Genomic DNA, 25,839 nt, shown 5'->3' on the forward strand with positions numbered 1-25,839 from the left:
AACTGCTTTCTCGTTAGTGTTTGGGCCAATCAACGGCATAATCCTATCCGTTCGCAAATACTGGGTAAATGCATTTAGGTAGAAAGACCCACTGCGCGCCTATGCTGCAACGCTTCACGGCTTGACGAGACCCAAATCTCCGGACATATCCCAACCCATGACAGACCTCGCTCATATCCGCAATTTCTCCATCGTCGCGCATATCGACCATGGCAAATCCACCCTTGCTGACCGGCTCATCCAAGAGACCGGAACGGTCAAGGATCGCGACATGAAGGAACAGCTGCTCGACAGCATGGATATCGAACGCGAGCGTGGCATCACCATCAAGGCCAACACGGTCCGCATCGACTATACCGCCGACAATGGCGAGCAATACGTGCTGAACCTAATCGACACCCCCGGCCACGTGGACTTCGCCTATGAGGTCAGCCGGTCCATGCGCGCGGTCGAGGGCTCGCTACTGGTTGTGGACTCGACCCAAGGGGTTGAGGCGCAGACGCTGGCGAACGTCTATCAGGCCATCGACGCCGATCATGAGATCGTGCCGGTGCTGAACAAGATCGATCTGCCCGCGTCCGATTGTGACCGCGTGGCCGAACAGATCGAAGACGTCATCGGCATCGACGCGACCGACGCCATTCAGGTCAGCGCCAAAACGGGGCAGGGCATCCACGAGACGCTGGAAGCCATCGTGCAGCAACTGCCCGCACCGCAGGGCAATCTGGATGCACCGCTCAAGGCGATGCTGGTGGATTCGTGGTACGACGCCTATCTGGGCGTCATCGTTCTGGTCCGTATCATGGACGGCACGCTCAAAAAGGGCATGCGGGTCAAGTTCATGTCGAACAACACCCTGCACCATGTCGACCGCGTCGGTGTCTTCCGCCCTGAGATGGAGATGGTGGACTCGCTCGGCCCCGGCGAGATCGGCTTTCTCACCGCTTCGATCAAACAGGTTCGCGACACCCGCGTCGGCGACACCATCACCAATGACCGCAACGGCACCGAAGAGGCGCTGACAGGCTTCAAACCCGCGCAGCCGGTGGTGTTCTGTGGCCTCTTCCCCGTCGACAGTTCCGAATTCGAAGACCTGCGTGATGCGATCGACAAGCTGGCCCTGAATGACGCATCGTTCTCGTTCGAAATGGAAACCTCGGCCGCGCTGGGCTTTGGCTTCCGCTGCGGCTTCCTGGGCCTTCTGCACCTTGAGGTCATCCGTGACCGCATCGAACGCGAATATGATATCGAGCTCATCACCACCGCGCCGTCGGTGATCTATCACGTCTACATGAAAGACGGCGAGATGATCGAGCTGCACAACCCCGCTGATATGCCCGACCCCTCCAAGGTCGACCATATCGAGGAACCGCGTATCAAGGCGACCATTCTGGTGCCTGACGAATACCTCGGCGACGTGCTGAAACTCTGCCAGGACCGCCGCGGCATCCAGCTGGACCTGACCTATGCGGGCAGCCGCGCCATGGTCGTCTATGACCTGCCGCTGAACGAGGTCGTTTTCGACTTCTACGACCGCCTGAAATCGGTGACCAAGGGCTATGCCTCGTTTGATTACCAGATGACCGGCTACACCGAGGATAATCTGGTCAAGATGTCGGTGCTGGTGAATGACGAACCGGTCGACGCGCTGTCGACCATGGTTCACCGCGACCGGGCCGAGATGCGGGGCCGGGCGATGTGCGAAAAGCTCAAGGACCTGATCCCGCGCCACATGTTCAAAATCCCGATCCAGGCCGCCATCGGAGGCAAGGTCATCGCGCGCGAGACCCTCTCGGCGCTGCGCAAGGACGTGACCGCCAAATGCTACGGAGGCGACGCTACGCGGAAACGCAAACTGCTGGACAAGCAGAAGGCGGGTAAGAAGAAGATGCGCCAGTTCGGGAAGGTGGATATCCCGCAAGAGGCGTTTATTTCAGCGCTTAAGATGGACAGCTGAGGCGGTCGGCACCCATTCTTGATCGTCTTTTTCACTCAACGGTGTTCTAGATGCAGTATTAGTGCGGCATGTTAGGTGCATTTAAACTGCTTTGCACAAATCCACCTTTGAGAAGGATCTAGTTTGAATCCGAGAGTTATCGAAGCCTTTCTAAACTACGCGTCTTTGTCCGACATGCTTAAGGCGGATCATGAGACTATTTCAAATTTTGTATTTGAGAACCGTTCTTATGATGTGTCTAGTTTCGACGCTTTGATTGACGAATGCCCAGATTGGTCATGCGTCATCGTCTCTCATATTCACGTTGATCACGTACTCGACAAGCTACTGGAAGAGTACTGCGAGAATCCGAATGCGATCACTTCTAGAACAAGGAGAGTTTCCACAATTGACAAAGCTGCTTTCCTACACGGAGTCGGGGCGTTGTCTAAAGGTAGCTTTTCATCTGTAGGAAACTTGAACCGACTTCGTAACAAGTTCGCGCACGAGTTAAAGTTCGAGATATCAGATGCACAAGTCGAGGAATTTCGTGGTGCTATGCTATCGGCGTACGACCAACGGCTGAAAGAGCGCGAAGAGTTCATAGAAGCAAAAGACGGTAAAATAGGCTTTAAGCTGCTGCTCAAGTTTTCTGTGATTTTCGTAGAAGAAGAGCGGCTTGCCAACCTGTTGATTGGACTCAAGCGGGCTCGAAACAATGAAGACCTAAAAGATGCGTTACTTAACGCTCAACGGGTTCTTGATCGTTCAAGTTGAATTACTTTTTGTGCACTTTCTCAGTGAGTTTATGAATGGTCGATTGCCGTGGAAAGTCGAAGGTAAAGAAGCTCTATTAATTCCAACCGTCCGGCGGCATCGCCGGGCCGCGCCGACCCGCCCCCATGGGGCGGCGCGTTTGCGCCACCCCTCGGGCCGGCGCTGCCCTCATCTCTGCTGATCAATCGCCACAAGCGCATCTGCGCCCCGGGGTTTCGCCCGTTCGAAAGTGAAACTGTCCCGCCATCAGCCATCCCCCGCCCATCCGCCGCGTCGGGCGCTGACGCCCGCCGGACCTGACCCGTTTCATGGTATTCTCACCACACCCAAAAAAACGGGAGGATGAATCGATGAAACATCTGACTCTGGCCGCGGCCCTCTGCCTGCTCGCCGCGCCCGCCTTTGCCCATCAATGCCCCACCGACATTGCCGCCATTGATGCCGCTCTGGCCGCGGGGCCTGACCTGTCCGCCGAACAGATCGCACAGGTCGAGGCATGGCGTGACGAAGGCGCTGCGCAGCATGATGCAGGCGACCATGACGCGTCGGTCGCGACACTGGCTCAGGCCAAGGACATGCTCGGACTGAACTAGCGCCACGTCACCGGTCTGGTTTGACAAAGCGGGCGGTGCGATTGGGCATCGCCCGTGAAGTGAGTGTTCTCCCCCATGATCCCACTGTGACCCACCTCACAGCCCCAACCGCACCCTCCTGCTACACTTGACCCAACGGAACCCTCTGCAGGAGGTCCAAATGTCCACATCCATGATCCCCCTTATCGCCCTCGGGTCGGCGGGTCTCTATTCCGTGGCTATGATCGCGATGAAGTTCTGGTGGAAACTCCCCGGCGTGGGCCTCGGCCTGCTGATCGTCGCGACCCTGCTGGCCGGGGCGACGCTGGAACTGGCTGCCCTGCGTGAGGAGCGGTTGGGCATCATCTATACCGGCATTTTGGGGGCCGAGGTCATCCTGATTGCCATCGCCTCTTACTTCCTGTTCGGCGAAAACTTCTCTGGTCGCGAAGTCGCCGGGATTGGCCTAGTCCTGGTCGGCACGGCCTTGGCATGGGCCTGATCGCGCCTCGAACTTCCACTTATTCTGACCCAGATCAAGGACCACCCTCAAGCTTGGTTTTAGTGTGCGCGAAAACAGACTGGAAAAACGAGGCACCCTATGCTGACCCTGATGCTGATCCTTCACATCTTTCTTGGTTCCACCCTTGCCGGGTCCGCTGTAATTGCGGTTTTGGCAATGGGTTACACGTCGGCGACGCATATTCTGGTCGCAGCTGTCGTGGGGTTTGTGGCGGCGTTCCCGGTTTCGTATCTGGTGGCCCGCAAGCTCGAAAGCTGATCCGTGGTGCATAGTTCCCCGCTTTAGACGCACACATCTCAATCTGTTATTGTGTCCGCGGGGGACCGCGTTTGGGCGGCTTTATTCTTCGGGTGCCTGCAACGCATGACCCTCAGAAATGAGAGGTTATTATGCACAAATTCTTAACGACGACCGCAGCCACAGTTCTGACCCTAGGCTTGTCCGCAGGTTTGGCCCAGGCCGAGACCTATGACGCCGCAGCCAAGGGCATGGGGACGAACGCGAACCAGGTCTATGGCATCTCGGACGGGAACGCCGTGGTCAAAACGCAGACCGACTATGACAGTTTCGAAGTTACCGCCGGGCACCCGCTGGAGGGGGCAACGGGTTCGTGCTTCGGTGCGCTGCTGGTCAACGGGGCTGCGGTCTCGGGCACCGGGAATTGTGTGTTCGATACCACCTCGGGCGATAAGGCGGTGATGACCTGGACAGCTACGGGCCTTGGTGCGGATGGGGCTTTGACGGGCGACTGGACCGTCTCGGGAGGTTCGGGCAGTTGGGCCAGCGCCACCGGAAGCGGGAGTTTTTCGTCGCTGACTGATCCTGACACCAAGAAGTTCGTGAATACGATCACAGGTAATATCACAATCGAATAGATCAATCTTTACAAAGGCTTGCGACAGGGGTGCGGGGTTTGACGTGCCCTCGTTCGCTGTGGATGTCTAAGGGGTCCATGAACCATTCATGAAGTTTCCCTTAGGTAAGTTGTAACTGGATCGCGCCCTTCCAATCTGTTGAGCAGGCCAGCATCGGCCCGACAGAAGGAGAGAGCCAATGACCAGATACATGACTGCCGGAGCAGCCGCTCTGGCCACGACCCTCACCCTTGGTACGGCCGCGCTGGCCGATACCGCGCCGGATCTGCGCGGTACCTGGTTGGGCTCGTACACAACCGTTTCACCAAGCCATTATCAACGCGGCGATGAGCCCAGGTTCAATCAGGCTGAATGGATGCTGGATGTCCAGATTCAGGAAGACAACGTGTTCTGGGGTCCCAGCAAATGGCGTCGTGAAGGCGATGCCGAGTGGAACGAAAATGAGGCCACTGGCACCATCAGCCTGGACGGTTCGGGAAGTATCGGGATCATCGAAACCTCGCCCATGATCATCGGCGCAAACGCGTTGATCGACGCCCGGTACGAAGATGGAAAGATCTATGCGGATTTCCGTAGCCTGCGTAACGGAACGACTTACAGCACCGTTCTGGAACGTCAGGTGAACTGAAGCGTTTCCGGCCCGATCGGTCTGTAGGGGGTACTGGCTGCGGTTTGTTGCAGCACGTAATAGGTAATCCTGATCGGGTCGGAGCGCTTCTCAAAAAGCGGAACTATGATCCCCTCGGTGGGGGGCGGGTCGGGCGGTGATGGTGCCACCTGCAACAGGGCTCGGATTGGTCTATGCCCAAAAGCGGCGTTCCTCGGTACAGGCCAGCCGGGTTTCGCGATCCTTCAGCGCGGTATTGCAGAAAGTGGGCAATGGCGCTCGACCCAAAACTCACATTATGTCCGCTGCGAAAAGTGGGATCGATTCTTGGAAACTTGCCTCTGGGGATCGGAGAATCTCACGGTTTTTACTAATTTGACCGATTAATGGCCTTTGCACTCGCAGAAAGACTGCAAAATTGCGTTTTTGTCGGATGATTTTATTTTTCCACCGCCAAGCCAGTGGCACTTCGAAGTTTCCAGAGTTATCCACATAAGCTTCCCGACACATATCAACATCTTATCCCCGTCTAATTTTCATGCTGCAGTGCTATTTTCTTGTTCGAGACAGGTCCGAATGTAACAGTCTGATTACTGCAACGGTTCTTCGGAACCTGAGCGGGGCGCAAAGGCCAGGGGGTCAGAGCGATGAGAGCGGATTTTAGGATTTGTTTTTCGTTGCAATGATTTACCGGTGGGCAAGTGGCTGATCTAGGTTTCGACTTTGGATCAGGCGATTACCCTCTCAGAAGGTCGGCGCGTGCTGTGTGGTGCCAGCAGGTACGACGCAGCGGCTTTGGCCCTTTAGGGGGCCGGGGCAACTGGCTCGGGACGTTCCTCGGACGTGTCGACCCGGCAAGGCGTCAGGAGTATCCGCAAGGATGCATGCATGGACCGCGTCTGCGCACCTGACGCCTTTTCCTTTTGCCGGACATTGGCTTGAAACAGACTGCCACTCTATCCCCTTTGAAAAGGGAACGGGGTTCTTGTGTGTACACAAGAACCCCGTCGTGTTGTCAGAAATGCAATACCGCGTCTATGCACCTGTGATCCGCAGTTTACTGCGGATCGTGGCCGGTATCAACTATATGTTGCGGTTCCTGCCTCGAGCCAGCAATAAATGGAGTGGTTTACAGGTTTTCCTGCACGTCCGTGGCCGCGCCTTGAATCGCGTCGCCTGCTTTCTCGATGTCTTTGCCAGCGCCCTTTGCGGTTTCACAAGCGGTGAGGGTGAACAGGGCCAGGCCAATCAGAATTGCACGGGTCATCGGTGTCTCCATTTGTGTCAGTTATGTGTTGCGTAGCAGTTTTTCCCGAACGGAACCAGAGCTTTGGGTCCCGTATTATTCCTTGCGGATCAACGGACCAAACAGCGCGGTTGCAACAAAGATCAAAGCCGCCGCACAAACGATGCTGGGCCCGGCTGGCGTGTCGGCCAGATACGCGCCCCACAGCCCGCCCAATGCGGCCACAGAGCCTATGATCGCGGCGTAGAACGCCATGGCTTCGGGTGTTCTGACCAAAGACCGCGCACCCGCCGCAGGGATTACCAGCAAGGCTGCGATCAAAAGAACGCCAACCACCTTGATTGCAACGGCCACGACCAGAGCCATGGCAACGGTCAACCACATTTCTTCGCGCTTTGGGTCGATATCTGAGGCGTAGGCCAGGTCCGGGTTGAGCGTGGCCACCAACAAGGCCGACCACCTCCAGATCATTAGGGCAAGGATCAATGTGCCGCCAACCCAGATTGTCGTCAAATCGGTTTTGGTAACGGCTAGGATGTCTCCGAACAAAAAGGCGTTCAGATCCAGTCGGACATCCGCCAACAAGGCTACGGTGACCAATCCGGCTGCCAGTGCAGTATGGGCGATGACGCCCAGCAACGTGTCCATGGCAAAACCCTTACCACGCAGCAGCGTCACGGTCAGACCCATGGCCAAAGCGGCAGCGACAATAGCAGGCAGGAAGGGCAGCGAAAACGCAAGCGCCAGCGCAACCCCCAAAACCGAGGCATGCGCCGTCGCCTCGCCCAGATAAGCCATGCGACGCCAAACCACGAAACAACCCAGAGGGGCCGCCGCAATTGCAACGCCAACCCCTGCAAGGGCGGCGCGTACCATAAAATCGTCCAGCATCAGTTGGTATTGTCCTGTGCGTGATGGTGATCGTGATGGTGGGAATGGCTGTGCTTATGTTGATACAAAGCCATGGTTCCCTTGGTGCCGCTGCCGAACAATGCCCGGTATTCAGGTGCGTCAGCGACAGTGTTGGGCGAACCTTCACAGCATATATGTCCGTTCAAACACAGCACTCGGTCCGAGGCCGCCATGACCACATGCAGGTCGTGGCTGACCATCACGACCGCGCAGCCCAAATCGCGGCGAACCTGCTCAATCCGTTGGTAGAACGCAGCCGCACCGGGTTGATCAAGCCCTTGTGTCGCCTCGTCCAATAGCAGCAGTTGCGGATTTTCCAGCAAAGCACGCGCCAGAAGAACGCGTTGAAACTGGCCACCGGACAGTTTCGTCATCTGCCTGCTGCGAAGGTCGGGGACTCCGGCAATGTCTAATGCATTGACGGCGTCGCGGGCCGAGATGCGCTTGGGAAGACCTAGAAACCGCTGGACTGTCATCGGCAGGGCCGCATCAAGCGCCAGTTTCTGGGGTACATAACCGATACGCAGGCCTGGCGCGCGTTGCACGGTGCCTTGGGCAGGAGAGACCGCACCAATCATCGCGCGCAGAAGGGTCGATTTGCCCGATCCGTTTGGTCCGACAATCGTGACAATCTCGCCTTCGGAAACCGAGGCGTTCACATGTTCAAGAATGGTTCGGCCATCCACGCGAATGGACATGTCCTTCAGAGAGATCAGCGTTTTTGTCACGGTTGATCCCCAATGCATTCGGGGCACAGACCTTCGGCTTCGACCACAACCCGCTCGATCCGAAACCCCGAGGTGCTGGCCGCAGCGCCCAAACGCCCCTGCGTCAGCTCGGTTTCAGTTTCGGCTACAGCTTTGCAGGATCGGCAGATCAGGAAGGCCGGAATATGGTCATGGGTCGGGTGGGCGCAGGCGGTATAGGCGTTCAGTTGTTCGATCCGGTGGACAAACCCGTTCTGCACCAGAAAATCCAGTGCGCGATAAGCCACGGGCGGTTGCGAACCCATCCCCTCGGCGGACAGGACGCTGAGGATGTCGTAGGCACCCATTGCCCGATGTTTTTCCAGCAGAATCTCAAGTACGCGGCGCCTGACCGGTGTGAATTGCAGGCGCTGCGCTTTGCACTTTGCGTCGGCCTGAGCCAGGGCTGTGTGAACGCAATGCGTGTGGTCGTGTTGTCTGAAGCCAACTGTACTCATGGTGATGCGCTCCGGGTATTTTCTGCTTGATATGTTATAACACCAGGCTTATCAAGCGCCCAAAGAATGTGATAACATATCATCTTGGAGTGCGCATGATCCGTTTTTCCCTTTATGTAATTGGTGCCGGATTGGCAGGTCAAGCTGCAGCCGAAGCCCCAAAGGTCGCCACTGATATTGCTCCGGTTCATTCCTTGGTGGCACGCGTCATGGATGGGGTAGGATCGCCAGATCTGATCATCCCGCCGGGTGCTTCGCCGCACAGTAACGCGATGCGGCCTTCTCAGGCGCGTGCATTGCAATCGGCGGATGTGGTGTTCTGGGTCGGCGAAGAGCTGACTCCCTGGATGGCCAAGCCGCTGAGTGCATTGTCCGAGGATGCGCAGCTTGTGACTTTGCTGGATACAGATGGAACAGTTCTGTACGGTTTTCGCGATGTTACCGAAGAGGGTCATGAAGAGGATCATCATGATGATCACGATGACCACGCCAAGCATGACGACCATTCTGATCATGACGACCACGACGATCATGATGGTCATGACGATCATGCCGAAGACAAACATGAAGGCCACGACGACCACGAAGAAGGGCACTCAGGCCACGACGATCACGGTCATGACCATGACGGAATTGATCCGCATGCCTGGTTGGACCCCGAAAATGCGCGGGTTTGGATTCAGGTAATCGCGGAATCTCTGGCGACCGCTGATCCGGAAAACGCGCAACAGTATCGAGACAATGCACAGGCCGCCGATGCCGAACTGGCTGGCTTGCAGGATGATATAGCTGCTGACTTAAGCGGCATGCAGGCACGCAGCTTCATCACATTCCATGATGCCTTTCAGTATTTCGAAAAGCGCTTTGGCTTGGAAACCTCTGGATCCGTCAGCTTGGGCGACGCCTCGGCGCCGGGACCCGCGCGTCTGGCCGCCCTGCAGGAAAAAGTCACCGAAGATCAGATCGTCTGCGCCTTTGCGGAACCGCAATACGACACTCGTTTGGTGAAAACTGCGATTGAGGGAACGGGCGCCGCAATCTATCATCTGGATCCGATCGGCGTGGCCCTTAACCCTGGCGCAGATCAATATACGGATTTGCTGCGCGCATTGGTCGACGGTTATCAGGCCTGTGCCAACGGATCGTAAAAGGCTGAAGGTTCAGCCTTTTTCCTCGCCACAGAACATGTCGTAGACAAGTTCCAGCATGCGGCGCGGGCGGTCATCCGCCAGACGGTAATAGATCGCCTTGCCCTCGCGGCGGGGCGTCACCAGCCCCTCAAGGCGCAGGCGCGACAATTGCTGGGACACGGCAGCCTGACGCGCCGATAACAATTCTTCCAATTCGGTCACGGATTTTTCGCCAGACACCAGGTGGCACAGGATCATCAGGCGACCCTCATGGCTGATGGCTTTCAGAAAATTCGACGCGCGCGTCGCGTTGTTGACCATCTTGTCGAACGACTCGGGAGGCATATTTTGCGAAAGCTGGGGAAGGGCCATCGTTTGTTTCCTTTTCTACGCGTAAGCGGGGTGGGTGTTGTTTTGAGCGGATCCGATACGCGTTATGTTTGGTTACATATTATGATCATGTATTTCCATATGCACGGATCAAAATGATGTGATGTGACAGCGATGAGATTTGATGGATGTCACCGCGATAACTTTGGCGACAGCGGGATTGGGCCTTAAAACACGGCGATAGGGGGTGAAGTATCCGGTCCCCCTTGCAGCCCCCCGATGGCGACACTAAGACTCGGGTAACGTTTCTTCGGGTAATGTCCCGATCCATAGCAAAGCAGGCAGGTTCAGAATGTTCGATCCAGTTGATACCTATATGAATACGCTCGTCCCAATGGTGGTCGAACAGACCAGCCGGGGCGAACGGGCCTACGATATTTTCTCGCGCCTTTTGAAAGAGCGGATCATTTTCATCAACGGCCCGATCCATGACGGGATGAGCCATCTTGTCGTGGCTCAGCTGCTGCATCTTGAGGCGGAAAACCCCAGCAAAGAGATATCGATCTACATCAACTCGCCAGGTGGAGTGGTGACCTCGGGTTTGTCGATTTACGACACAATGCAGTATATCAAGCCGAAATGTTCGACATTGGTAATCGGTCAGGCGGCCTCGATGGGGTCGGTTTTGCTGGCTGGGGGCGAAAAAGGTATGCGGTTCTCGCTGCCCAACAGCCGCATCATGGTCCACCAGCCCAGCGGCGGGTATCAGGGTCAGGCCAGCGACATCATGATTCACGCAGCCGAGACACAGAAACTGAAGGATCGCCTTTATGACATATACGTGCGTCATACGGGCCAGACCAAAAAGGCAGTTGAAAAAGCACTTGATCGTGACAATTTCATGAGCCCGGAAGAGGCGAAAGATTGGGGCCACATCGACGAAATCGTTGAAAACCGCGCCAAAATGGACGGCGACGAGGCCTGAGTTTAAGCCCCCGGGCCGGTGGTGCGGGGGCGCATTTTGAGATTGTAGCCGTCTCGGTGCTGGCCTAAGCTGCACCAACAGGTGGCAAGCGCGGTTCAGGATGGGCCGCAGGGACGAAGCCCGAAAGGTAGAACATGGCGACGAATTCAGGCGGTGACGGCAAGAACACGCTCTACTGTAGCTTCTGCGGCAAGAGCCAGCATGAGGTGCGCAAGCTGATTGCCGGACCGACCGTGTTTATCTGCGATGAATGCGTCGAACTGTGCATGGACATCATCCGCGAGGAAACCAAGGCCAGCGGTCTGAAGTCCTCGGACGGGGTTCCGACACCGAAAGATATCTGCGAGGTTCTGGACGACTATGTGATCGGTCAGGCGACGGCCAAACGGGTTCTGTCGGTTGCGGTTCACAACCACTACAAGCGTTTGAACCACGCCCAAAAGGCGGGTGGCGATATTGAGTTGGCGAAATCCAACATCCTTCTGATCGGCCCAACCGGTTGCGGTAAAACCTTGCTGGCACAGACATTGGCTCGGATTCTGGACGTACCGTTCACCATGGCAGATGCCACCACGCTGACCGAAGCCGGTTACGTGGGTGAGGATGTCGAGAATATCATTCTCAAACTGCTGCAAGCCAGCGAATACAATGTCGAACGCGCGCAGCGCGGCATCGTATATATCGATGAAGTCGACAAGATCACACGCAAGTCCGAAAACCCCTCGATCACGCGCGATGTGTCGGGCGAAGGCGTTCAGCAGGCGCTGCTGAAACTGATGGAAGGCACCGTGGCCAGTGTTCCGCCTCAAGGTGGTCGTAAACATCCGCAGCAGGAATTCCTGCAGGTGGATACGACGAATATCCTGTTCATTTGCGGTGGTGCGTTTGCGGGTCTGGACAAGATCATCGCGCAACGTGGCAAGGGCTCGGCCATGGGCTTTGGTGCTGACGTACGTGACAATGATGAACGCGGTGTGGGCGAAATTTTCAAAGATCTGGAGCCCGAAGATCTGCTGAAATTCGGTCTGATCCCGGAATTTGTCGGTCGTCTGCCGGTTTTGGCAACGCTGGAAGATCTGGATGAGGACGCGCTGGTTACCATTCTGACCAAGCCCAAGAACGCTCTGGTCAAGCAATATCAGCGCCTGTTCGAACTGGAAGATGCCGAGCTGGCGTTTACCGACGACGCGCTGAAGGCGATTGCCAAGAAGGCCATCGAACGTAAGACCGGCGCGCGCGGGCTGCGCTCGATCCTCGAGGACATCCTGCTGGATACGATGTTCGAACTGCCCGGCATGAAAAACGTGACCGAGGTTGTGGTCAACGAAGAGGCTGTGTCGTCCGACAAGCAGCCGCTGATTATCTACGCGGACGCGGCGGAATCTGCCTCGGCCGGTTAAGTTCAAAACGAATTAGCAAACACGGCGCGGCATGGACCGCGCCGTTTTCTTTTGGAGGCATCATGACGATCAAACGTATCTCCTCGGGCGGAGAATTCGAAGCCAAAATAGGCTACTGCCGTGCGGTGGTAGCCGGTAGCTGGGTTCATGTGGCTGGGACGGTCGGGCAGGGCGATGATGTGACCCAACAATGTCGTGCAGCACTGGTGACAATTGAAAAAGCCCTGAGCGAGGCTGGGGCCAGCTTTGCTGATGTTGTTCGCGTAACATACATGCTGCCGGACCGTGCCGAATTTGAACCCTGCTGGCCGATTTTGCGAGAGTATTTCGGAGAAAACCCTCCGGCCACGTCCATGATCGAATGCGGTTTGATTGATCCGAAATTCCGGATCGAAATCGAAGTAACGGCTTATTTGCCGGAATAGTGAGTGCAGCCTTTGTGACACTGGACCTTGGCGTGCCTTTGGTCCATATCTGCGGGGACAGAAATGCCGGAGGCAGCCGATGGGAATCCTGAACACGCTATTGCGGGCCGTAACCTGGTGGAACGGGGCCACTCTGAACACGCAGATTTATACCGCGCGCAAGGGCGTCAAGGTCGGTGAGGACAACGAAGGCAACGTGTTCTACCAAAACGCCGATGACAGTAAGCGCTGGGTGATTTTCAACGGCGAAGCCGAGGCGAGCCGGATCGATCCGGATTGGCACGGTTGGCTGCACCGTACCTGGGACGAGCCGCCAACCGACAAACCGTTACAGCACAAATCCTGGGAAAAGCCCCATCAAGAAAACCTGACGGGTACCGCACTGGCTTATGCACCCTCGGGATCTCTGCGTCGGCAAGACCCGATCGAGCGCAAAGATTATGAGGCCTGGAGCCCGGAATAAACGAGGCGAGCAATGTCTACTTATAATGTGACCGAAGTTTTTGTCGGCGGGGTCGTATTGGCCTGTGCCGTTGCCTTCGGCGTCTATGCAAGCCAATCCACCGGTCTGTCGCAAGGCGGTGAAGGGTATCAACTGGGGGCTTCCTTCCGGTCGCTGGAAGGTGTCGGTGTCGGCACGGATGTACGTCTGGCCGGGGTCAAGATTGGCACGGTAACCGGTGTTACCTTAAACGCAGACACCTATCGTGCGGACACGACATTCACGATCCGGGACGGTATTCTGGTGCCTGATGACAGCGCCATCGTGATCTCTTCCGAAGGGCTGCTGGGCGGCAATTTCGTTGAGGTGATGCCCGGTGGTTCGCCTTTCTATTTCGAGCCGGGCGATCAGGTCGAAGATACCCAAGGCGCGGTGAGCCTGATCTCACTACTGGTCAAATTCGTGGCCGGGGATAGCAGCGAATGAGGCGTTTCGCCCTGATCGCTGCGCTGCTGGTCGCCTCTGGCGCATCAGCTCAGGAAAAGGTTCAATCCGCCCCCGGAGCAATCCTGCGGGGCCTGGACAAAGTCAGCGGCCAAACCGTCGATGTCGAAATGCAAAACGGTCAGACCGGAGAGGTATTCGGTCTGGATGTTGCATTGGGGGATTGCCGCTATCCTGTCGATAACCCGACAGGTGATGCGTTTGCCTATCTGACGATCTGGGAAAAAGGTAAGTCGGATCAATTGTTTGACGGCTGGATGATTGCAACGTCTCCAGCCCTGAACGCGCTGGATCATGCACGCTATGACGTCTGGGTGATCCGCTGTATTACACCCTCGGGCGACTGAACCAAAGGCGTGGTAAAATCTGCGTTGGCGTTCAATGCCTCGTCCAATTCCTGACGGTATTGCGAGCGCGGAATTTCGATTGCACCCAAGGACGCCAGATGAGTTGTCAGAAACTGCGTATCAAACAGCCGAAACCCGGTTTGGCGCAGTCGGTCCACCAGATAGGCCAGCGCGATTTTTGACGCATCTGTTCGGCGTGAGAACATGCTTTCCCCAAAGAATGCAGCCCCCAATGTAACGCCGTAAACACCGCCAACCAATTGATCCTTTTCCCAAACTTCCAGAGAATGCGCATAGCCTGACTGATGAACTTGTATGTACAGCTCGCGAAGTTCGGCATTGATCCAGGTGTCGGCGCGATCTGCGCAGCCGTCGACCACCCCGGTAAATTCCTGATCTATGGTGACAGAGAACCCGCAATTTCGGATGCGGCGTGCCAGACTGCGCGAGACGTGGAATCCATCCAAGGGAAAGACTCCGCGGAACTTGGGATCAACCCAGAACAATTCTGGTGCGTCGCGGTTTTCAGCCATCGGAAAAATTCCGATGGAATAGCCGTGTAGTAAGAGTTCCGGGGAAAGGCTCATGCGGAATGCTCGAAGGGCGAAGGATTGCAGCCCTTCGCCCCCAGTAGGTTAGTCAGGCATGTTCTCAGCAAGCCAGCGTTCCAACCAGTGGATGTTGTAGGTGCCGCTGTGAATATCGGGTTCCTGTAGGAGGTCGTGAAACAGCGGCACAGTGGTATCAATGCCGTCCACGATCAGTTCGCCCAATGCGCGTTCCAGACGCGCCAGCGCCTCGGCCCGGTCGCGGCCCTGTACGATCAGTTTGGCAATCAGAGAGTCGTAATAGGGCGGGATTGAGTAACCATCATAAAGCGCTGAATCCATCCGCACGCCCAATCCGCCGGGCGCATGATAGGCCGTGATCTTGCCCGGGCAGGGTGAGAAGTTGGGCAGTTTTTCAGCATTGATCCGAACTTCGATGGCGTGGCCATTGATTTCCAGATCGTCCTGACCGAACGACATGTCTTCACCGGCAGCCACGAGGATCTGTTCCCGCACCAGGTCGACGCCAAAGATCCCTTCGGTTACCGGGTGTTCAACCTGAAGACGGGTGTTCATCTCGATGAAATAGAACTCACCGTTTTCGTACAGGAACTCGATGGTACCCGCGCCGATGTAGTTGATTTTGGCCACGGCGTCGGCACAGACCTTGCCGATCTTGGCGCGTTCTTCTGGCGTGATGCAAGGGCCAGGGGCCTCTTCAAACACCTTCTGGTGGCGACGCTGCAGCGAACAGTCGCGTTCGCCCAGATGAACCGCTTTGCCTTTGCCATCGCCAAACACCTGAATTTCGATGTGGCGCGGCGTGGTCAGGTATTTCTCAATATAGACCTCGTCATTGCCAAAGGCGGCTTTGCCCTCGGCCCGTGCGGTCATGAATGCGCTTTCCATCTCATCGGCGTTCATCGCGACCTTCATGCCGCGCCCACCGCCACCTGCGGTGGCCTTGATGATAACGGGATAGCCGAAATCTTCGCCAATCTTTTTAGCGGTTGCCAGGTCAGGCACACCACCATCCGAACCGGGAACGCAGGGCACACCCAGTTGTTTCATCGTGTCTTTGGCGGTGATCTTGTCGCCCATGATGCGGATATGTTCCGCGGTGGGGCCAATAAAGGTGATGCCGTGATCTTCGACGATCTGCACGAACTCGGCATTCTCGGACAGGAAGCCGTAACCGGGGTGGATCGCCTGTGCGCCGGTGATTTCACAGGCCGAGATGATCGCGGGCATCGAAAGATAGCTCTGCGGGCTGGGCGGAGGGCCGATACATACCGATTCGTCCGCCATGCGCACATGCATCGCGTCGCTGTCAGCGGTTGAATGCACGGCGACCGTCTTAATCCCCATCTCGCGCGCTGCGCGGATGACGCGCAGGGCGATCTCGCCTCGGTTGGCAATCAGGATTTTGTCGAACATGGGCCCGCCCTACTCAACGATGACCAGAGGGGTGCCGAATTCTACAGCGTCACCATCACCAACCAGAATACGCTTGATGGTGCCTGCTTTGGGCGCGTGGATATGGTTCATGGTTTTCATCGCTTCGACGATCAGCAGCGTGTCGCCTTCGGACACCGACGCGCCGACCGAAATGAACGCAGGTGCGCCCGGTTCAGCTTGCATATACACGGTGCCGACCATGGGCGAGGTTACGGCGCCGGGGTGGCTGGCCGGATCTTCCTGTGCGACGGGGGCTTCGGCTGCCGCAGACGCGGCGGCAGCGGCAGCAACGGGCGCGGCCGGGGCTGCGGCAGGAACGGCAACCTGAACCGGAGCAGCGGCGACCTGGTTCATGCGGCTGACGCGCACGTTCAGGCTGTCTTCTTCGCCATATTCGCGTTTGACCTGCAATTCGGTCAGATCGTTTTCGCGCAGCAATTCAGCCAGTGCCTTGATGAATGCCACATCCGCTTCGTGTTTGGTGTCTGTCATGAGTGTCCTCGACGGTTCCCCTTTGGCCCGTCTGTTCCTGCGGGCTTTGGTCTAATTACGCAGCGTTATAAGCCAAGCGCCCGGCCATGAAAAGCGCAGTCTCGGCCTGACAGATAAGGGTTTTACCCAAGTTTTCCCGGGGGGGAAGGGGCTACAGTGGCATTCCTGAAAGTTTCGCCACCAATTCGGGTAGTTTGCGTGCCCCGAATTTCTCAAGCAGACGTGCGCGATAGGCTTCGATCGTCCGATAACTAAGGCCCAATTCAACCCCGATTTCCTTTGCGGACAGGCCACGGCAAGACATGATGGCAACCTCACGCTCGCGAACAGTCAGTTCGACCAGGGGACGTTCTTCCGAGATGTCGGAAAAGCTCCAGATGCCATGTCGGAACGGATCGTCCGGTGTTAACGAGCGCCCGCGGGCACGGCACCAGAACAGATCGCTGTTGCGCCTCCGCATGACCCGCTCATCCGTGTAATACCCGGTGTCGCGCATCACCTGCAGGCTGCGTGCGCCTATGCGCTCCCAATCGGCGACCGAGGGGTACAGATGCAACAGAGGCATGTTTCGATAATCCGCAACCTCGCCGCCAAAGGTGCGGGCGAACTGCAGGTTGCAGCGCCGGATAATCCGGTTTTCCAATTCGACTAACCCGATTGGCGCATATTCAAAGGCGGGGTCGCTCATCCAGCTATCGTGCCGGGAATTGGGTGAAATGAGAAGGGGCTGTACGCAGATTCTGACCATGGCTGGTGAACGATGCGGCGTGCAGGTGTGTTAAATTTGTAAAGTGGTTTTGAAAATTTGCGCATAACTAATAGAAAAGAACAACAAGTTTTGAAAACATCCTCAAGAAATGACTTAATAAGTTCGTATAAGATAGGGGTAAGGGTATGCGCGATACGCTGACAGGCAGTCGCATTCGGGAAAGGCGTCAGATCGCCGGGATGCGCCAGGCTGAGCTGGCGCGGCGGGTCGGGATATCGGCATCTTACCTTAATCTTATCGAACACAACCGCCGCCGGATCGGTGGCAAGTTGCTGGTCAATATAGCGACGGTGCTGGCGGTGGAACCTTCGGTGCTGACACAGGGGATCGAAGCCACATTGATTGCCGCGCTACGCGAGGCGGCGGCTGATGCCGTTGGTCAACAGGCTGAACTGGACGGGTTAGAAGAATTCGCGGGCCGGTTCCCTGGATGGGCGGGTGTACTGGCCCAGATGCATCGGCGTGTGGTGTCGTTGGAGCGCACAGTCGAAACGTTATCCGACAGGTTGACTCACGATCCCCATCTGGCGGCGTCCATGCACGAGGTCCTGTCAACCGCTGCTGCGATTCGTTCAACCGCGGCTATTCTGGCAGACACGCAGGAAATCGAACCCGAATGGCGGGACCGGTTCCACAGCAACCTGCATCAGGATGCGGAACGCTTGGCGGATAGCTCGAAATCGCTTGTGGCTTACCTTGATGAAAGCGATTCCGCCGGGGATCATCGGGGCGTTCCGCTGGAGGATGTCGAGGCGTTTTTCGACGCCAACGGGCATCATTTCCCGCAGATCGAACAGGGTGGGCCCGGCGCTGAAATTGATCTGAGCGATCTGGATTCGGCGACAGCCAAATCCCTGACACGAGACTTTCTTGACATCTATGCTGCAGATGCCCGGGCCATGCCGCTAGAGGATGTGCAAGCGGCTTTGGCAGAATCTGCGTTGAACCCACTGCAATTGGCGTCCCGGTTTTCGGTGGATCTTGCGACGGTGCTGCGTCGGTTGGCGGCCCTGCCGGACGGGTATCTGGGCCGCCCGACGGGTCTGGTGGTGTGTGACGCATCCGGCAGCATTCTGTTCAACAAATCCGTCCCCGGCTTTGCTATGCCGCGTTTTGGCGAAGCCTGCCCCCTGTGGCCGTTGTTTCAGGCCCTGAACCGGCCCTTGGTGCCCATTCGGCAACGCATTGTACAACTTGGTCGGACGGCCGCTGTCTTCGACTGTTATGCCTATGCCTGGCCGCAATCCGTTTCCGGGTACGACGAGGGGCCAGTTTATCGCTCGGTGATGCTGGTACGCTCGGTCGAAGACGTGGCGCATGACGAACAGGCTGTGGCCCGGGTTGGGCCCAGTTGCAGGGTCTGCCCGCACAGCGACTGCAAGTCGCGGCGCGAACCGTCAATTCTGAGCGAAGGTTTTTGACAGTTTCCTGACACTGCGCGTAAGCTGTCGGAGACGGGTCTGCCAGTTTGTAGCCCGTCACGGGGAGGACAGATAATGAGCCGTAAGGTTCTGTTAATTGAGGATGAGCCCAACATCGCCGAGGCCATTCGGTTTCTACTGACGCGTGAGGGTTGGCAGGTGGAAACCCATGCCGAAGGCGCGGACGCGTTGCAGGTCATTCAGGGGGCAAGCCCGGATTTGGTCATTCTGGACGTGATGTTGCCGGGCAAAAGCGGGATGGAGATTCTACGCGATCTGCGTGAGCTTGAAGATATGCAGGGCCTTCCGGTTCTGATGCTGACAGCTCGCGGCCAATCTCGGGATCGCGAAATGGCCGAAAATGCCGGTGTCAGCCGCTTCATGACCAAGCCGTTTTCCAATACCGAGATGCTGACGGCAGTGCGCGACCTGCATGCGCAGGCGACACAGTCATGAGCACCGGCGAAGACCGGCCGCCCTCGGGGGTTCGGCCTTCGCTGTTTCTGGAGCGACAGAGCTATCGCCGCCGCAGGCTGTCAGACGCCGCGCGCCTGTTGCCGTTTTTGGGGGCGGCGCTGCTGGCCATTCCGTTGCTGTGGCCAGATGAGCCGGGCGCGCCGGAAGGGGTGCCTCTGTCCTCAGCGATCTTTTACATCTTTGCCTGCTGGGCGGGCTTGATTGTTGCCAGCCTAGTGTTTGGCTTTGCTGCCCGGCGTATGGCCATTCCGGACGATTCCGAGCCCGAGACGGATTGATGGCCACGCTGAACGTCCTTATTCTGGTCTGCCTTGCCTATGTTGTTCTGCTGTTCGGGGTCGCTTTTGCCGCGGATCGGATGGCGGCGGCCGGGCGGGGGGCTTGGCTGCGTTCTCCACTGATCTACACACTGTCGCTGTCGATCTATTGTACGGCTTGGACGTTTTATGGCGCCGTGGGCAACGCCGCGCGGTCGGGGTTAGAGTTTGTAACCATTTACCTGGGGCCAACGCTGGTGATGGTCGGTTGGTGGTGGGGACTGCGCAAACTGGTGCGGGTCGGGCGCAGTCAGCGAGTGACCTCGATCGCTGACCTGATTTCTTCACGCTATGGCAAATCCAATACGCTGGCGATCTGTGTGACCATTCTGGCTGTGCTGGGCGGAACCCCCTACATCGCGTTGCAACTGCAATCCATTACCCTGTCGTTTTCTATCTTTGCCGAGGCTGACCCCTCGGGCCTGTATCGCGAAGGTGCCAGTGTTTTCTGGGTTGCTGCAGGGTTGGCCATCTTTGCGATCCTGTTTGGGACCCGGAACCTGGATGCCAATGAACGGCACCACGGAGTAGTGACGGCCATCGCATTGGAATCCGTGGTCAAGCTGTTCGCGCTTTTGGCGGTTGGTGCCTTTGTGGTCTGGGGCGTTGCGGGGGGCGTGGGGCCGATGATGGACCGGATCGACGCCTCTGAGATCGGTCAGTGGAATGTGGATGCGGGGCGCTGGACAACGTTTATTTTCCTCTCTGCCGCGGCTTTTATCTGCCTGCCGCGTATGTTTCAGGTGATGGTGGTTGAAAACGCGGATGAAGGGCACCTGAGGACCGCTGCCTGGGCCTTTCCGCTGTATCTGCTGTTGATGAGCCTTTTTGTGGTGCCGATCGCGGTCGTTGGTCTGGACCTGATGCCCGAAGGGTCAAATCCCGATCTGTTTGTCCTGACTGTACCCTTGTCTCAGGGCAATGATTGGTTGGCGATGTTGTCCTTTATCGGCGGCTTCTCTTCGGCCACATCGATGGTCATCGTTACCGCAATGGCGCTGTCGACCATGGTGTCAAACCATTTGGTCATGCCGATCTGGCTTAGCACGCAGGAAGGGTCCGGCTCGGTTTCGGGTGACGTTCGGAATGTCGTTCTGATGGCACGGCGGGTGTCGATCGCTGTCATCATGGCGCTGGGTTTCTTTTACTACCGCCTGTCCGGTGGCGGCGCGGCTTTGGCGTCAATCGGATTGGTGGCCTTTGCCGGGATTTCCCAGATCCTGCCCGCACTAGTCGGCGGTCTGTTCTGGCGCGGTGCTACGCGGACCGGCGCGCTGGTGGGACTGACGGTAGGTTTCCTGCTTTGGATATACACACTGCTGTTGCCGGGGATGAGTGGGGCGTTGATACCCGAAACGGTCGTTCTAAACGGGCCCTTCGGGTGGGGTTGGCTGCGCCCGCAGGCCCTGTTTGGGATCGAAGGTATGGACCCGATGGTACACACCGTAATGTGGTCACTGTCCCTGAATACGGTGGCGTTCTGTGTTGCATCGTTGCTAAGCGTTCCCAGCCCTTTGGAACGCCTGCAAGGGGCGCAATTCGTTAACGTTTTCGACCATTCGGTCGCGCCGCGCGGCTGGACGGGATCGGTGGCCCAGAGCGAAGATTTGATGATCATGACCCAGCGGATATTGGGGGCGGGCCCGGCGCAAGACTTCTTTCATGCCGAGGCAGAACAGCAGGGTGGTCGCTCTAGCCTGCCGGAACCCACGCCCGCCTTTCTGGAACGTCTGGAACGGGAACTCAGCGGCTCTGTCGGTGCGGCCACAGCGCATGCGATGATTGGCCAGATCGTCGGGGGATCATCCGTTTCGGTCGAAGACCTGTTGGCGGTGGCCGACGAATCCGCGCAGTTGCTGGAATATTCCAGCCAACTGGAGGTCAAATCCGCCGAGCTGTCCCGCACCGCGCGGCAATTGCGCGAGGCAAACACCAAGCTCACGCAAATCTCGGAACAGAAGGATAGTTTCCTCAGCCAGGTCAGCCATGAGTTGCGCACACCCATGACCTCGATCCGCGCGTTTTCCGAGATCATGCGTGACACCGACGGGCTGAGCCCCGAAGAACAGACGCGCTATGCCGCGATCATTCATGACGAAGCTTTGCGCCTGACGCGATTGTTGGATGACCTACTTGATCTTAGCGTGCTGGAAAGCGGACAGGTTAGCCTGAACGTGGGCGGGGATACGCTTCGCTCGGTTCTGGATCGGGCGGTGTCCAGTGCATTGGCCGGAACCGGGCAAACACTGACCGTCAAACGCGCGAAAGCGTCCGAGCGTATCCCGCTGTTAACCGATCTGGATCGGCTGGGGCAGGTGTTCATCAATTTGATTTCCAATGCTCAGAAATATTGCGATGCCGACGAGCCCGAACTGACTATCTCGGCCCATGATGTTGGCGGGCAAGTTGTGATTGATTTTGCCGATAACGGCAGTGGCATCCCGCCCGAGGCCCGCTCGATGGTGTTCGAAAAATTCGCCCGTGTTGGCGTCGACAAGGCCGGGGGTGCCGGGTTGGGTTTGGCGATCTGCCGCGAGATTATGCAGCGCCTGGGCGGTGAAATCACCTATCTGCCCGGTCAGGGCGGGGCGGCCTTCCGTGTTCGGTTGCCACTGGCCTATCGGCAGGCCGCGCAGTGATGTGCTTGTAAAGACATTCGTAACCAGCACCGGTTTAGACAGGGTGTCAGACGCGGAAAAACACAGCGGATTCGGGAATGTCGCAAACGGTCAGCGCAGCATTGGCGCGCAAGCTTTCAGCGGGACGGGAAGAGCAGGGCAATAAGCCACGCTCGATCTTGCGGGCGCTGCGGCTGGCTTTTGCCCGCTCGGCCGGGGACAATTTGCAACTCCCGCTTGTTGTCATAGGGGCCAAACAATCCAACCGTACGCCGGACATGCTGGCGGGGCCGGTTGGGGAAGATTGGTTGATGCTGCAGTTTATGAACAGCGAAGGAATCTCTGCCGCTGTCTGCATGGATCTGGGCGCTGTTTCAGCCATCGTTCAAGTGCAAACGATTGGTGAGGTAATGGCGGATGATCCTGCGCCACGTGCCTTCACGCACACGGATGGTGCGATGGTTGCCCCGTTGGTCGAGCAGGTCTTGGCACGGTCTGTGGAACTGGTGGATGCGCCCTTGGATCAATCCAGTTTGTTGGGGTATGAATTTTCCACGCGTTTGGCAGATTTGCGCACATTGTCGCTGGCGATGGTTGAAGATACGTATCGGGTGTTTGACCTTACCGTGGAACTTGGCGGTGGCCTGCGGCAGGGCCAAATTTCTGTCTTTCTGCCCGATTATCCGGCAGAGCAGGAGGGGGAGGTCAGGCAAGAGGACACAGGTCCAAACCTTGAACAGGCTTCGGGTGTTTTGCGGGCAGAGTTAAACGCGGTGATCTGCCGAATGACCTTGCCGCTGGCGTCGCTGTCTGACCTTGCCGTTGGGGATGTGCTGCCGTTGACGGGATCACGGCTGGATCGGGCGCAGGTCTTGACGATCGACCGCGCGCCCGCTGCCGTTGGCCGTTTGGGGCAATGTGGCGGGATGCGCGCCGTGCGCCTGAACGAATGCGCACCGCTTACGGCGTTGACCCAATCTGAAGCGGAGGAGTTTCTGGAGGCCCGGTCGCCTGTGGCATCTCATCAGGAACCGGACATGCCCGCACAACCAGAGATGTCGCAGATGCCTGTGCCGTTCGATTCAATCGCACCGGAGGATTTGGAAACGAACCTGAATTTTGCCGACTCAGATCAAATGGTTGCCGAAATTTCGCAGCTGGCCGGGTTGTCGACGCCCACAACTGATCCCAATAATTCTAGCTAGTTTACTCAGTGTCGCCGCGGATCTGTTCAAGGATCGGGCGCAGGTTGTCCAGCGTGTAACCCGCTTTGGTAGTCGCGTTCAGGATGTCGTCCGCACTCATCCGATCGCACTGCCCCAATGCCCACACTACCGAACACCGCGTGCCCGAGGCGCAATAGGCCAGAACCGGTCCGCCGCAGCTTTCGGCCAACTCGCGTTGCAGGGCCACATTTTCAGGGGTCATGGTCTGGTGGGTCAGTTCCAGAACCTCGTATTCCATACCCGCCGCACGCACCGCGTCGCCGATGGCGTCTGATTGCATGTCCGCAGGAACCTCGACATTGGGCCGGTTGCAAATCACTTTGACAAAACCGGCATCGGCGATGGCTGGGACGTCCTCGACCGAAATTTGCGGCGAGACGGCATAGCGGGGGGTAATCGGGCGAATCTCCATGGCAATTGCTTAGGCCGCGTTGGCGGCTCTGTCCAGTTGCGCACCAAGGGTAGGGGCCGCAACCATGCCCACAATCATGGCGATCAGGAACACAATTCCGCCAACTCCCCCATAGCCAAGCGAGGCAAGGGCCGGTCCGGGGCACAGCCCAACCAATCCCCAACCCATGCCAAACAGAACAGAGCCAAAGATCAACTGGCGGTCCAATTCGGGTGCGGCTTTTTGCGGAAACCTCCCTCCGGTCAGTGGGCGGCGGTTGGACGTCAACCGCCATGCGACAAGCATGGGAAGGATCGCCCCAGCCATCACAAAGGCGAGCGTTGGATCCCATTGTCCGAACATATCCAACCAGCCCTGCACTTTGGTTGTGTCGGTCATACCAGAGATCAGCAGGCCGATTCCGAACAACGATCCTGCAAGAAATGAAATGACTACGCGCATCAGATCAGCCCCCAGACATGGCGCAGCAGAGCGACCGTTGCGATCCCAGCCATGATGTAGACGATTGTGGCGACAATGCCCCGCAGGGAAAATCGGGATATTCCGCAAACGCCGTGCCCCGATGTACACCCATTGGCGATGCGTGTGCCCAAGCCCACCAATAGACCGGCGATAATCACGAGGGTGATGTTCCCGGTCAGATGAGTTTGGGCCGCGGGCAAGAGCAGGGGTCGCAGCAACAAGGGCACTCCGATCAATCCCGCAAGAAAAGCCAGCCGTTCAAGTGATCGATCACTGCCGTCGACCAGTCCGCCCAGAATGCCACTGGCCCCCATGATGCGCCCATTGCCCAGTAAATAAAGGGCAGCACTCAGCCCAATTAGAAGACCTCCGCCAAGGCCCCATATCCATTCAGGTTGCATTGTTTGTCCTTTGCGTGACAGCCGCCAATGTTTCAGAGTTTGTTCAGTGGCAGTTTCAGGTAAACGTCGCCATCTTCATCGGCAGGTGGCATCTGCCCTGCACGCATATTCACCTGCAGCGACGGCAGAATCAGGCGGGGCATGGGCAGCGTTGCATCACGGGCGTCGCGCATTTCAACGAACTCTTCGACAGAGCGTCCTTGACCAATATGGACGTTCAGCGCCTTTTGCTCTCCCACGGTTGTTTCCCAAGCATATTCGTCGCGCCCCGGCGCCATGTAATCATGCCCCACAAAGACGCGCGTCTGATCCGGTAGTGCCAGAATTTTTTGGATCGATTCGTATAGCGTTGCGGATGACCCACCTGGAAAATCACAGCGCGCCGTGCCGAAATCGGGCATGAACAGAGTGTCGCCGACAAACGCGGCATCGCCAATCACATAGGTCAGGCAGGCCGGAGTGTGGCCGGGCGTATGCAGAACATCGCCGCGCATCTGACCAACGTGAAAGCTGTCGCCTTCGCGGAACAGGGCGTCGAACTGACTGCCGTCCCGCTGAAACTCCGTCCCTTCGTTGAAAATTTTACCGAAGGTTTCCTGAATTGTAACGATCTGATCCCCGATCCCGATCTTGCCGCCCAGCTTTTCCTGCAGATAGGGGGCAGCGGATAAGTGGTCGGCGTGCACATGGCTTTCCAGAATCCATTCAACCCGCAGGTTGTTCGCCCGCACGTACTCGATGATCTTATCGGCTGCGTGCGTACCCGTCCGGCCAGAGGCGTGGTCAAAATCCAGAACGCTGTCGATAATCGCGCATGCAAGCCCTTCGGGCTCTTGCGCCAAGTAGGAAACCGTAAAGGTCTCGGGGTCGAAAAACGCTTTTACTTTTGGTGTCATGTGGTCCTCCGCCTATGTCGGTAATTCATATATTAATTACGGAATATATTGTAATCAACACTGCGTGATTTGATGCGGGTCAAAGCAGGGTAGCCTCGTTTCGAGTAAAAATTAATCAAATCGCCCC

At 57.3% G+C, this 25,839-nt stretch carries 32 protein-coding genes; 19 read left to right on the forward strand and 13 right to left on the reverse strand.

The features are described from left to right. The first annotated feature begins 157 nt into the window (after positions 1-157). The 7 genes from lepA to ACR0DL_RS19340 all read left to right on the forward strand — a co-directional run bounded on the left by lepA (position 158) and on the right by ACR0DL_RS19340 (position 5,311). Positions 158-1,957 carry a translation elongation factor 4 gene (lepA, locus tag ACR0DL_RS19310; protein ID WP_319545095.1) on the forward strand — a complete coding sequence of 600 codons (1,800 nt, stop codon included), beginning with the start codon at positions 158-160 and terminating at the stop codon, positions 1,955-1,957. Positions 1,958-2,080: 123 nt separating this feature from the next. Further along, positions 2,081-2,713 carry a hypothetical protein gene (locus ACR0DL_RS19315; RefSeq protein WP_480690824.1) on the forward strand — a complete coding sequence of 211 codons (633 nt, stop codon included), beginning with the start codon at positions 2,081-2,083 and terminating at the stop codon, positions 2,711-2,713. Between the two features lie 350 nt (positions 2,714-3,063). Continuing rightward, positions 3,064-3,306, forward strand: coding sequence for a hypothetical protein (locus tag ACR0DL_RS19320; protein ID WP_480690826.1), 243 nt, complete (start codon positions 3,064-3,066; stop codon positions 3,304-3,306). Positions 3,307-3,466: 160 nt separating this feature from the next. Next, on the forward strand, positions 3,467-3,787 hold the full coding sequence (locus ACR0DL_RS19325; RefSeq protein WP_480690828.1) for a hypothetical protein: 321 nt from the start codon (positions 3,467-3,469) through the stop codon (positions 3,785-3,787). A gap of 99 nt (positions 3,788-3,886) precedes the next feature. Continuing rightward, positions 3,887-4,066: a CTP synthetase gene (locus tag ACR0DL_RS19330; RefSeq protein ID WP_170362555.1), complete on the forward strand. Its 180-nt coding sequence runs from the start codon at positions 3,887-3,889 to the stop codon at positions 4,064-4,066. A 131-nt stretch (positions 4,067-4,197) separates the two neighbouring features. Then, positions 4,198-4,683 carry a hypothetical protein gene (locus tag ACR0DL_RS19335; RefSeq protein ID WP_480690830.1) on the forward strand — a complete coding sequence of 162 codons (486 nt, stop codon included), beginning with the start codon at positions 4,198-4,200 and terminating at the stop codon, positions 4,681-4,683. Positions 4,684-4,861: 178 nt separating this feature from the next. Continuing rightward, the gene (locus ACR0DL_RS19340; protein WP_170351349.1) at positions 4,862-5,311 is read left to right on the forward strand and encodes a hypothetical protein; all 450 of its coding nucleotides are present in this window, start codon (positions 4,862-4,864) and stop codon (positions 5,309-5,311) included. A 1,108-nt stretch (positions 5,312-6,419) separates the two neighbouring features. On the opposite strand, the gene ACR0DL_RS19345 is transcribed toward ACR0DL_RS19340, so the two are convergent. The 4 genes from ACR0DL_RS19345 to ACR0DL_RS19360 all read right to left on the reverse strand — a co-directional run bounded on the left by ACR0DL_RS19345 (position 6,420) and on the right by ACR0DL_RS19360 (position 8,652). Further along, positions 6,420-6,557: an entericidin A/B family lipoprotein gene (locus ACR0DL_RS19345; protein ID WP_082643663.1), complete on the reverse strand. Its 138-nt coding sequence runs from the start codon at positions 6,555-6,557 to the stop codon at positions 6,420-6,422. A gap of 75 nt (positions 6,558-6,632) precedes the next feature. Next, a complete protein-coding gene (locus tag ACR0DL_RS19350; protein ID WP_170398827.1) occupies positions 6,633-7,427 on the reverse strand; it encodes a metal ABC transporter permease in 795 nt (264 codons plus the stop codon). Then, positions 7,427-8,146, reverse strand: a complete 720-nt coding sequence (locus ACR0DL_RS19355) for an ATP-binding cassette domain-containing protein (protein ID WP_254438811.1) — start codon at positions 8,144-8,146, stop codon at positions 7,427-7,429. The genes ACR0DL_RS19350 and ACR0DL_RS19355 overlap by 1 nt, the downstream gene beginning before the upstream one ends. A gap of 26 nt (positions 8,147-8,172) precedes the next feature. Continuing rightward, positions 8,173-8,652 (reverse strand): Fur family transcriptional regulator, encoded by a 480-nt coding sequence (locus ACR0DL_RS19360; protein ID WP_170362560.1) that lies wholly within the window; start codon positions 8,650-8,652, stop codon positions 8,173-8,175. A 95-nt stretch (positions 8,653-8,747) separates the two neighbouring features. Between ACR0DL_RS19360 and ACR0DL_RS19365 the strand changes: the two genes are divergently transcribed. Continuing rightward, entirely contained in the window at positions 8,748-9,800 is a 1,053-nt protein-coding gene (locus ACR0DL_RS19365; RefSeq protein WP_170362561.1) for a zinc ABC transporter substrate-binding protein, read from the forward strand. Positions 9,801-9,812: 12 nt separating this feature from the next. On the opposite strand, the gene ACR0DL_RS19370 is transcribed toward ACR0DL_RS19365, so the two are convergent. After that, on the reverse strand, positions 9,813-10,154 hold the full coding sequence (locus ACR0DL_RS19370) for an ArsR/SmtB family transcription factor (protein ID WP_170351344.1): 342 nt from the start codon (positions 10,152-10,154) through the stop codon (positions 9,813-9,815). A 310-nt stretch (positions 10,155-10,464) separates the two neighbouring features. Here ACR0DL_RS19370 and ACR0DL_RS19375 point away from each other — a divergent pair, with 310 nt between their 5' ends. The 6 genes from ACR0DL_RS19375 to ACR0DL_RS19400 all read left to right on the forward strand — a co-directional run bounded on the left by ACR0DL_RS19375 (position 10,465) and on the right by ACR0DL_RS19400 (position 14,215). Next, the gene (locus ACR0DL_RS19375) at positions 10,465-11,097 is read left to right on the forward strand and encodes an ATP-dependent Clp protease proteolytic subunit (protein WP_058282412.1); all 633 of its coding nucleotides are present in this window, start codon (positions 10,465-10,467) and stop codon (positions 11,095-11,097) included. Positions 11,098-11,231: 134 nt separating this feature from the next. Continuing rightward, entirely contained in the window at positions 11,232-12,497 is a 1,266-nt protein-coding gene (gene clpX, locus ACR0DL_RS19380) for an ATP-dependent Clp protease ATP-binding subunit ClpX (RefSeq protein ID WP_170351343.1), read from the forward strand. 62 nt (positions 12,498-12,559) lie between these two features. After that, on the forward strand, positions 12,560-12,922 hold the full coding sequence (locus ACR0DL_RS19385) for a RidA family protein (protein WP_480690832.1): 363 nt from the start codon (positions 12,560-12,562) through the stop codon (positions 12,920-12,922). A gap of 79 nt (positions 12,923-13,001) precedes the next feature. Then, positions 13,002-13,385 carry an NADH:ubiquinone oxidoreductase subunit NDUFA12 gene (locus ACR0DL_RS19390; protein ID WP_480690834.1) on the forward strand — a complete coding sequence of 128 codons (384 nt, stop codon included), beginning with the start codon at positions 13,002-13,004 and terminating at the stop codon, positions 13,383-13,385. A 12-nt stretch (positions 13,386-13,397) separates the two neighbouring features. Next, complete coding sequence (gene mlaD / locus ACR0DL_RS19395; protein WP_480690836.1) at positions 13,398-13,850, forward strand: outer membrane lipid asymmetry maintenance protein MlaD; 453 nt, start codon at positions 13,398-13,400, stop codon at positions 13,848-13,850. Continuing rightward, on the forward strand, positions 13,847-14,215 hold the full coding sequence (locus ACR0DL_RS19400; RefSeq protein ID WP_480649098.1) for a DUF2155 domain-containing protein: 369 nt from the start codon (positions 13,847-13,849) through the stop codon (positions 14,213-14,215). Before mlaD ends, ACR0DL_RS19400 begins: the two co-directional genes overlap by 4 nt. Here ACR0DL_RS19400 and aat read toward each other — a convergent pair. From aat to ACR0DL_RS19420, 4 genes are all read right to left on the reverse strand, one after another. Continuing rightward, positions 14,170-14,802, reverse strand: a complete 633-nt coding sequence (gene aat / locus ACR0DL_RS19405; RefSeq protein ID WP_170379189.1) for a leucyl/phenylalanyl-tRNA--protein transferase — start codon at positions 14,800-14,802, stop codon at positions 14,170-14,172. The two genes, ACR0DL_RS19400 and aat, sit on opposite strands and share 46 nt — an antisense overlap. Positions 14,803-14,850: 48 nt before the next feature. Then, positions 14,851-16,200 carry an acetyl-CoA carboxylase biotin carboxylase subunit gene (gene accC, locus ACR0DL_RS19410; protein ID WP_170351337.1) on the reverse strand — a complete coding sequence of 450 codons (1,350 nt, stop codon included), beginning with the start codon at positions 16,198-16,200 and terminating at the stop codon, positions 14,851-14,853. A 9-nt stretch (positions 16,201-16,209) separates the two neighbouring features. Further along, on the reverse strand, positions 16,210-16,713 hold the full coding sequence (gene accB / locus ACR0DL_RS19415) for an acetyl-CoA carboxylase biotin carboxyl carrier protein (protein ID WP_480690838.1): 504 nt from the start codon (positions 16,711-16,713) through the stop codon (positions 16,210-16,212). 151 nt (positions 16,714-16,864) lie between these two features. Beyond that, complete coding sequence (locus tag ACR0DL_RS19420; RefSeq protein ID WP_170351335.1) at positions 16,865-17,401, reverse strand: LuxR C-terminal-related transcriptional regulator; 537 nt, start codon at positions 17,399-17,401, stop codon at positions 16,865-16,867. A 206-nt stretch (positions 17,402-17,607) separates the two neighbouring features. Between ACR0DL_RS19420 and ACR0DL_RS19425 the strand changes: the two genes are divergently transcribed. The 5 genes from ACR0DL_RS19425 to ACR0DL_RS19445 all read left to right on the forward strand — a co-directional run bounded on the left by ACR0DL_RS19425 (position 17,608) and on the right by ACR0DL_RS19445 (position 23,520). Further along, positions 17,608-18,903 (forward strand): helix-turn-helix transcriptional regulator, encoded by a 1,296-nt coding sequence (locus tag ACR0DL_RS19425; RefSeq protein WP_170379193.1) that lies wholly within the window; start codon positions 17,608-17,610, stop codon positions 18,901-18,903. Between the two features lie 75 nt (positions 18,904-18,978). After that, entirely contained in the window at positions 18,979-19,359 is a 381-nt protein-coding gene (locus tag ACR0DL_RS19430; RefSeq protein ID WP_170379195.1) for a response regulator transcription factor, read from the forward strand. Next, a complete protein-coding gene (locus tag ACR0DL_RS19435; protein WP_170351332.1) occupies positions 19,356-19,658 on the forward strand; it encodes a hypothetical protein in 303 nt (100 codons plus the stop codon). Before ACR0DL_RS19430 ends, ACR0DL_RS19435 begins: the two co-directional genes overlap by 4 nt. After that, positions 19,658-22,336, forward strand: coding sequence for a sensor histidine kinase (locus tag ACR0DL_RS19440; RefSeq protein ID WP_170379196.1), 2,679 nt, complete (start codon positions 19,658-19,660; stop codon positions 22,334-22,336). The genes ACR0DL_RS19435 and ACR0DL_RS19440 overlap by 1 nt, the downstream gene beginning before the upstream one ends. A gap of 77 nt (positions 22,337-22,413) precedes the next feature. Beyond that, entirely contained in the window at positions 22,414-23,520 is a 1,107-nt protein-coding gene (locus ACR0DL_RS19445; protein WP_480637321.1) for a FliM/FliN family flagellar motor C-terminal domain-containing protein, read from the forward strand. A 1-nt stretch (position 23,521) separates the two neighbouring features. Here the strand turns inward: ACR0DL_RS19445 and ACR0DL_RS19450 are convergent, their stop codons facing one another. From ACR0DL_RS19450 to ACR0DL_RS19465, 4 genes are read right to left on the reverse strand one after another with little or no spacing between them, the layout of a single operon-like run. After that, positions 23,522-23,953, reverse strand: a complete 432-nt coding sequence (locus ACR0DL_RS19450; protein WP_170362573.1) for a protein tyrosine phosphatase family protein — start codon at positions 23,951-23,953, stop codon at positions 23,522-23,524. A gap of 9 nt (positions 23,954-23,962) precedes the next feature. Further along, positions 23,963-24,394 (reverse strand): DUF6691 family protein, encoded by a 432-nt coding sequence (locus ACR0DL_RS19455; protein WP_170398798.1) that lies wholly within the window; start codon positions 24,392-24,394, stop codon positions 23,963-23,965. Next, on the reverse strand, positions 24,394-24,816 hold the full coding sequence (locus ACR0DL_RS19460) for a YeeE/YedE family protein (protein ID WP_170379201.1): 423 nt from the start codon (positions 24,814-24,816) through the stop codon (positions 24,394-24,396). Before ACR0DL_RS19460 ends, ACR0DL_RS19455 begins: the two co-directional genes overlap by 1 nt. A gap of 32 nt (positions 24,817-24,848) precedes the next feature. Then, a complete protein-coding gene (locus tag ACR0DL_RS19465) occupies positions 24,849-25,712 on the reverse strand; it encodes an MBL fold metallo-hydrolase (protein WP_480637319.1) in 864 nt (287 codons plus the stop codon). Between the last annotated feature and the right edge of the window lie 127 nt (positions 25,713-25,839).

The sequence above is a fragment of the Ruegeria sp. BB5 genome (genome assembly GCF_056539405.1).